This window comes from Wolbachia endosymbiont of Drosophila barbarae (assembly GCF_044752445.1).
Classification (GTDB): Bacteria; Pseudomonadota; Alphaproteobacteria; order Rickettsiales; family Anaplasmataceae; genus Wolbachia; species Wolbachia pipientis.
Genome location: NZ_JBIXJM010000247.1, coordinates 1 through 7,427, shown reverse-complemented (window position 1 = coordinate 7,427; position 7,427 = coordinate 1). Strand labels below are relative to the sequence as shown.

Genomic DNA, 7,427 nt, shown 5'->3' with positions numbered 1-7,427 from the left:
TGCTTGTTAGCGGGATCTAGAGATACCGCGAATGAATCGCGGTATGACGTAGGACTGCTGTCATTCCAGTGCTCCTTTTTTTGTCATCCGAGTAGCTGACACTGGGATCCAGGAAACTTAACTTTACACCAGGTGAATGTACAATAAGAACTGGATTCCAGACTGGAATGACACCGAAGGGGCTACTGGGATGACAAAAGGGGGCACTGGGATGACAGGAGAAAGAGGCACTGGAATGACAAAGAGGGTACTTGGATGACAGGAGGTAATGCAGGAAGTCTAATAGTGCAGCAACACGGAGCCCCAGGTCAGGCCTGCACCTATTGAAATCAGCAGTACCAGATTTCCTGATTTTATTTTTGATTCTTGTATTGCATAGTCTAAGGCCAGTGGAATTGATGCCGCTGAGGTGTTTGCATGCTTATCAACGGTATTAATCACTTTCTCTATAGGAAAATCTAATTTCTTTACTACTGCTTCAATAATACGAATGTTTGCTTGATGGGGAATTAACCAGTCAATATCAGTGATTTTCAAATTATTGCATTTCAGAGTTTCCTCTACTGAGGCTGTTAACTTATCCACTGCATGTTTAAACACTTCTCTTCCATTCATGCATATTTTTCCAGAATCACCAGTTGAGGATATCCCTCCGTTCGTACATAGTATGTCCACATTGCCATCAGAATATAGGCTAGTTGAAATTATACCTTTTGTAACCCCCTTCTCTGCCACCCAAGTATCAGCATCATTTGTTGGAATGACGTTAAAATGACATGCTGATTTCATTATTACTGCACCAGCACCATCACCAAAGAGTACACAAGTTGACCTATTTTCCCAATCAACAATCCTAGACATTATTTCAGCACCTATAACCAATGCATATTTAATTCTATTGTTAGATTTTATGAGCGAATCAGCAACTGTAACTGCATATATAAAACCAGAGCATGCTGCTTGTACATCAAAAGCAAATGCGTTTTTACATTTTAACTTACTTTGTACAATAGTTGCACAGCTAGGAAAAGTTTTATCAGGAGTTGTTGTAGCAACTATAATCAAGTCAATTTCATCTACTGAAATTTTAGCTTTTTCTATAGCACTTTTTGCTGCATTTACAGCTAGATCTGACGTTAGTTCTCCTTCATCTGCTATATGCCTTTGAACTATTCCTGTTCTCTGCGTTATCCATTCATCGCTCGTCTCAACTATCGATGCAATTTCGTTGTTACTCAACATTTTTCTTGGTAGGTAAGATCCAGTGCTTAATATGAAACTTTTATTCAATATGACTTACCCCGTTAATTATCTTTTGATTTAAATTTTCACTAATTGCATTTACTGCAAATTTTATGGCATGGGCAAAAGAAATAGCATCAGAATTTCCATGACTTTTAATGATGATACCATTCAGCCCTAAAAACATAGCTCCACTTCTAATTTTGGGATTAAAACGCGTTAAAGCTTTATTTAGTTTGGATTTTAACAATATACCAACAAGCATTTTCGCTATCCACGAATTGAATACTTCCTGCTTTATTAGATTGATAAAGGTACTAGCGGTTGCCTCAGCCGTTTTGAGCATTACATTGCCAACAAAACCATCAGCAACAATCACATCTATATTACCCTCTAAAAATTCACTTGCCTCTATATACCCTTTGAAATTAATGCCTGGAGCGTTTTTAAGCAACTCAAAAGCGCCGCGCACTGAGTCATTACCTTTAACTTCTTCTGTGCCGATATTTAGCAAAGCAACTTCAGGATTGTCAATTTTTAATGCTATTTTTGCAAATATACTACCCATTAACGCAAATTGAAATAATGAGTCAGCATTACAATCAACATTTGCACCAAGGTCAAGCAAAGCGAAGCTTTTTGTCTTAGTTGGACAGATAGAGGCAATAGCAGGACGATAAATGTTTGGTAATGTTCCTAAAATAAATCTGGAAATTGCCATCAATGCTCCGGTGTTGCCTGAAGACACCACTCCGAAAGCTTTACCTTTTTTTACTGCCTCAATGGCAGCTTTCATACTTGAGTCTTTACGATGTCTTAGCGCAAAAGATGGCTTATCATTTGCAAGGACATTGTCAGAACAATGAGTAAACTCAGAATTGTTACTTACTTTTTTATATTTCAAAAGCAAAGGAGATACTTCTTCCTTATCTCCATAAATATGAAAAAAAACTTTAATGCCTGGGTCAACAAGGTTGTCTAAAAAAAAACCAGCACCATGAATTACGGAAAGAGGCGCAAAATCGCCCCCCATAGCGTCAAGTGCAATAACTATATTATTATTGACTGTAGATAACATATCATAATAGTCACTCTGCCTGTTGCTTGATGAAAACCCGTTTTCCTTTGTAACTGCCATCAACTGCTACGTTATGAGGCAACATGAATTCCCCAGTTGTTGAACACACCACAATATTCTTAGGCTCAATAGCATGATGAGAACGATGCATATTACGCCTTGACTTTGACTTTTTTCTTTTTGGAACTGCCAAAATTTCCTCCATTCTACTACAAAATACAATACATTAGTAACATGTTTTTTACAGGAAGTAAACAGGGATAGTAAAATAAGTAAGGTTTGCTTATGTAATTGAGTTCTATAGCTAAAGTGGCTCTACAATTTGAAAAACCGTCATTCCGCTACTCGTTAGCGGAATCTATACCGCGAATGAATTGCGGTATGACGTAGGGAAACCTTTCTTGGGTTAAGCTTTAAATTAAAACATCAAGTATATTGAACTTAAAACATATCTCAGCTATACTTTGCGATAAAGTTAATAAAAATTTTAATAAAATCAGTAACTCTAGCTAAAATGAATACAAAGTGAGCTTTTTTGATATAAATAGTGTTAGAATAATTGGTAGGTACTTTATCAATTTTTTGTTAAGGCTTGGTAGTGCATTCATATTTTTTATTCAATCTCTATACCACTGCCTTGTGCCACCATATTATTTTAGCAACATAGCAAGACAAATTATAGAGATAGGCTTTTTCTCTCTGCCAATTGTTGGGCTCACTGGAGTTTTTATAGGAGCGGCAATAGTTTTACAAAGTAGCTTGAGTGACCCATTAATTAACCAAGAACAGATAATACCCAAACTTGTTACGATCACTATCATTAAAGAGTTAGGACCAGTTTTGATCAGCTTAATAATGGTAGGAAAGGTTGGATCATCAGTTGCAGCAGAAATTGGTACAATGCGCATCACCGAGCAAATAGATGCACTTACAACCTTGAACATCAACCCTTTTAAATATTTAATTGCACCAAGGATTTTAGCGTCAATCATAGTATTTCCCATACTTACAGTATGTGCAGATTTAATAGGAATATTTGGAGGATGTATCACTGCAGTCTTCGAATTTAACCACAATTTAAATATATACATTAAACACACAGCTCAGTTCTTTAATACGTATGATTTTATAACTGGGCTAATAAAAGCAACTGTATTTGGCGCCATAATTTCTGTCTCAAGCTGCTATTACGGTTACCATTGCAAAGAAGGTGCACGAGGAGTAGGTGTTGCTACAACATCAACTGTTGTTTTATCGTCCATACTGATCATTTTAGCAAACTACATGATTACTTTGATACATGCGTAACCCCATAATATCAATATCGAACTTAAGCTTATCTTTTGATGACAGGACAGTACTAAAAGATCTAAATTTTGATATATTAAAAGGGGAATCATTAGTCATACTTGGTGGCTCAGGAAGCGGCAAATCTGTATTAACAAAAACAATTATCGGCTTGCTTGCTCCAGACTCAGGGTCTGTTAAAATAAATAGTAAAAGCAAAAATAAATTTGGGGTTTTATTTCAAAATTCCGCTTTATTTGACTACGTTACAGTGTGGGAAAATATATCTTTTAATTATAAAAAGCGCTTTAATATCAGCAAAAAAGAGGCAAAACAGCTAGCAATCGAGAAGTTAAATGATGTTGGACTGGAGGAAAGCATAGCAGATATGTTTCCAATAGAGCTATCAGGTGGAATGAAAAAAAGAGTGGCACTTGCAAGGGCGATTGCACACAATCCAGAAATCATTATTTTGGATGAACCAACTTCAGGATTGGACCCAATTATGTCAGATATAGTAAACGAGATAATAATAAAATTATCTAAAGACTTTAACCCTACAATTATCACGATTACACATGATATTCATAGCGCATTTAAAATAGCTGATAAAATAGCAGTATTATATGAAGGGGAGATCATTTCCCATGGAACTGTTCAGGAAATACAAAATACTAATAACGAATATATAAAAAAATTCATTCATTATATATAGCTAAAGATATATACACTATTGCTAACAGTCATATTTTTAAGTTTTAACTTTGTAAAAGGTAGTGGACATTGGAATTCAGATTTTTTTCAAACTGGATCCTATAGCTAACACGTCATACCGCGATTCATTCGCGGTATCTCGGCATAGATTCCGCTAACTAGTAGCGGAATGACGAATTTGTCGTTTTTCAAATTGTCGTAAGTCAGTTTAGCTATATATAGGATGACAGAAATTGTTTGTATTAGCTATATTCAAAAGCTCTATTGATATTTTGCAATATTTGTGATAAAATAATAGCTTAAGGTTGAGAGTAAAAATTTATGAGTGAAGCTCAAGGTCCAAATATTGCAGAATGGCAAGCGCAGCAGCAACACCAAGAGGCTGCTGGTGAGAAAAGTGGTTTTGGTCTTGGTCATAGTGACTCTGTTTCAACAGTTGTCGATGGAATGAAATGGTTGTTCAACTTTCATGAAGGAGCAATTGCTGCTTATAGTAACGTGTTTGAAGGTTTGGTGAGTGGCAGTAGTTTAGTAACATTGTTTGGAAAGTCAGGTAATATGTTTGGCATAAAACTTCTTGAAGGCCTTGCAGAATATTTTTCAGGTGGAGGTGGGGAAGATATGCCATCAGAAGGAATGGATATGGCTCATGGTGATGATGGACATCACTCAGATGATTACCCTCATGCCAATAACGAAATAGCTCATAATGCTGATGGTTTGCAAGACATGCATGATGCAGGTGATCACCATGGTCAATCTTTTTCACCTGGTCCTTCACCATCTGTTGGCGATGACCACGGGCATGAACTTGGTTAAACGCTTAAAAACTGCTGAATAGTATGCGAGAAGGCCTAATAAGAAAAGTTGCTGTTGTTATAATTAACATGAGTTTGTCTTAGTGAAAAAGGTTTCAGTTTTAGGGTCAACAGGAAGTGTTGGAAAAAAGACTGTAGATTTGCTCTCAAAGAGAAGAGAAGAATACCAAGTGGAAGCACTAAGTGCCCATTCGAACTTTGCTCTACTGGCACACCAAGCAAAACTGCTGAATGCAAAATACGTTGCTATCTCCGATGAAAGGTTTTACAAAGATTTAAAAGAAAATCTACTTGGTACAGATGTAAAAATAGCAATTGGTGCTACAAATATTGCTACCATACCTGTTGATCTCTCAGTTGTTGCAATAGTTGGCATTGCAGGCCTTGAGCCAGTTATGGAGGTTATAGAAAGCGGTACCAAAGTCATTGCATTGGCAAACAAAGAAAGCATTGTTTGTGGTGGAAAGTTATTACTCAAAAAAGCTAAAGAAAAAAATGTACAAATAATCCCTATTGACTCTGAGCACAATGCAATTTTTCAAATTTTGCAAAATGACGACAAATGCGTAGAAAAGATCATACTTACTGCTTCTGGTGGACCATTCTTAAATTATAGCCTTGAGCAATTAAAAAATGTTATGGTAGATAAGGCGCTTAGTCATCCCACTTGGAATATGGGAAAGAAAATCTCGGTTGATAGCGCAACAATGATGAATAAGGCACTAGAGATAATAGAAGCACATAACTTGTTTAATATCAGCCCGGATAAAATTGAAGCAGTAGTGCATCCTGAGTCAATAGTACATGGAATTGTAACTTATAAGGATGGGTTCAACTTTGCTGTGCTTGCAGAAACTGACATGGCAATTCCTATTTCATATGCTCTATCTTGGCCGGAAAGATCAGCTTTAAATTGTAGACTAGATTTAACAGAGCAAGGAAAATTGACCTTTCAAGAGCCAGACCATAAGCGTTTTCCTGCGCTAAAGCTTAGCATGGCAGTGTTAAACTCTTCTGCTCCACAAACAAACAGTATTGTGCTCAATGCTGCAAATGAAATAGCTGTTAATGAATTTTTGAAGTCACGAATCGGCTTTTTAAAAATAGTAGAGGTAGTGGAATCAACAATGGAAAGTTTTGGTAGTTATACTGATATTAATTCACTATCTGATATAATAAATATTGATTATGAAAGTCGTATTATTGCTAATAAAGTTGTTGAAAGTAAAGTTGTTGCGTATAGCTAGAGTAATGTAACCAGACTGTATTCTGTGATTTTTTTTAGCAAAGCACGATGCACAATCGTCATTCCGCTACTAGTTAGCGGAATCTATGCCGAGATACCGCGGCGGTATGACGGTTCGCGGTGGTATGACGGTTAAGTAATTCGTCATCCCGCTACGTGTTAGCGGCTAAGAGATACCGCGGCGGCATAGCTATCTTCAAAAATATGGTTGAATAATTGTTAATAATAGTGTATAATTATTAATATTTTTAAGCACTTTGGCTATGGCTTTATCTAAGTTTCTCGACCCTAAGCTGGATTTAACCTTTAAAAGAATCTTTGGCACTGAAAAAAATAAGAATATTCTCATACATTTTTTGAATGATATTTTAGGGTTTACCGAGATAAATACTATACAAGAAGTGGAATTCCTCAGTACTATAATGGATCCTGAAATTGCATCTGATAAACAAAGTATAGTTGATGTTCTTTGCAGGGATTCTAGTGGGGCCAGGTATGTGATTGAAATGCAGCTTACTCGCGATAAAGGCTTCGAAAAACGAGCTCAACTATATGCTGCTAAGGCTTACTCAAGGCAAGCTGATAAATCTGGTAAGTACATTGATTTAAAGAAGGTTTTCTTTATTGCTATCTCTAATTGTAATTTATTTCCTGATAAGCTTGATTATATATCCAGCCACACTATAAGAGATGAGAAAACCAATGAGCATGACTTAAAAGATTTTCAATTTGTATTTATTGAACTACCTAAATTTCCTAAGAATAAGGAAGAACAGCTAGAAAGCATAGTGGATCGTTGGTTATTTTTCTTCAAATATGCAGATGAAACTACGGAAGAAGACTTAAGGAAAATAGCAGAAAAAGCACCAATAATAAAGTTAGCCTACGATGAATTAGACAGGTTTAGCTGGAATGAAAAAGATTTAGTAGCTTATGAAGAAAGAATAATGGATCTACGCAAAGAAGAAGCCATTCTTGAATACAGACTTGACCTTGCTACTGAAAAAGGCATCCAAATTGGCGAAGAAAGAGGCATCAAAAT

General features: G+C 36.2%; 9 protein-coding genes. 6 read left to right on the top strand and 3 right to left on the bottom strand.

The window, feature by feature from the left end; translation table 11 throughout:
• Positions 1–136: 136 nt before the first annotated feature.
• Complete coding sequence (locus ACIPNH_RS06230; protein WP_255317430.1) at positions 137–259, top strand: hypothetical protein; 123 nt, start codon at positions 137–139, stop codon at positions 257–259.
• Positions 260–279: 20 nt separating this feature from the next.
• Here the strand turns inward: ACIPNH_RS06230 and ACIPNH_RS06225 are convergent, their stop codons facing one another.
• The 3 genes from ACIPNH_RS06225 to rpmF are packed head-to-tail and all read right to left on the bottom strand — an operon-like array spanning position 280 to position 2,513.
• Positions 280–1,290, bottom strand: coding sequence for a beta-ketoacyl-ACP synthase III (locus tag ACIPNH_RS06225; RefSeq protein WP_400772265.1), 1,011 nt, complete (start codon positions 1,288–1,290; stop codon positions 280–282).
• A complete protein-coding gene (gene plsX / locus ACIPNH_RS06220) occupies positions 1,283–2,320 on the bottom strand; it encodes a phosphate acyltransferase PlsX (RefSeq protein WP_182367437.1) in 1,038 nt (345 codons plus the stop codon). The genes ACIPNH_RS06225 and plsX overlap by 8 nt, the downstream gene beginning before the upstream one ends.
• A 10-nt stretch (positions 2,321–2,330) precedes the next feature.
• Entirely contained in the window at positions 2,331–2,513 is a 183-nt protein-coding gene (gene rpmF, locus ACIPNH_RS06215; RefSeq protein ID WP_041573607.1) for a 50S ribosomal protein L32, read from the bottom strand.
• Between the two features lie 332 nt (positions 2,514–2,845).
• Between rpmF and ACIPNH_RS06210 the strand changes: the two genes are divergently transcribed.
• The 5 genes from ACIPNH_RS06210 to ACIPNH_RS06190 form a co-directional block, all read left to right on the top strand.
• On the top strand, positions 2,846–3,628 hold the full coding sequence (locus tag ACIPNH_RS06210) for an MlaE family ABC transporter permease (protein WP_015589313.1): 783 nt from the start codon (positions 2,846–2,848) through the stop codon (positions 3,626–3,628).
• Positions 3,621–4,322 (top strand): ABC transporter ATP-binding protein, encoded by a 702-nt coding sequence (locus tag ACIPNH_RS06205; protein ID WP_264723889.1) that lies wholly within the window; start codon positions 3,621–3,623, stop codon positions 4,320–4,322. The genes ACIPNH_RS06210 and ACIPNH_RS06205 overlap by 8 nt, the downstream gene beginning before the upstream one ends.
• Before the next feature lie 320 nt (positions 4,323–4,642).
• Positions 4,643–5,140: a hypothetical protein gene (locus ACIPNH_RS06200; protein WP_265043335.1), complete on the top strand. Its 498-nt coding sequence runs from the start codon at positions 4,643–4,645 to the stop codon at positions 5,138–5,140.
• 82 nt (positions 5,141–5,222) lie between these two features.
• Complete coding sequence (gene dxr / locus ACIPNH_RS06195; RefSeq protein WP_400772263.1) at positions 5,223–6,386, top strand: 1-deoxy-D-xylulose-5-phosphate reductoisomerase; 1,164 nt, start codon at positions 5,223–5,225, stop codon at positions 6,384–6,386.
• A 262-nt stretch (positions 6,387–6,648) separates the two neighbouring features.
• Positions 6,649–7,427 (top strand): Rpn family recombination-promoting nuclease/putative transposase (locus ACIPNH_RS06190; protein WP_400771555.1); only part of this gene is annotated, 779 nt, incomplete at its 3' end.

What these genes read in the sequence shown, in the direction of transcription:
- ACIPNH_RS06230 (WP_255317430.1), top strand. Translation starts at nt 137, where the DNA reads ATGTACAATAAGAACTGGATTCCAGACTGGAATGACACCGAAGGGGCT.
- plsX (WP_182367437.1), bottom strand. Translation starts at nt 2,320, where the DNA reads ATGTTATCTACAGTCAATAATAATATAGTTATTGCACTTGACGCTATG.
- ACIPNH_RS06205 (WP_264723889.1), top strand. Translation starts at nt 3,621, where the DNA reads ATGCGTAACCCCATAATATCAATATCGAACTTAAGCTTATCTTTTGAT.
- ACIPNH_RS06200 (WP_265043335.1), top strand. Translation starts at nt 4,643, where the DNA reads ATGAGTGAAGCTCAAGGTCCAAATATTGCAGAATGGCAAGCGCAGCAG.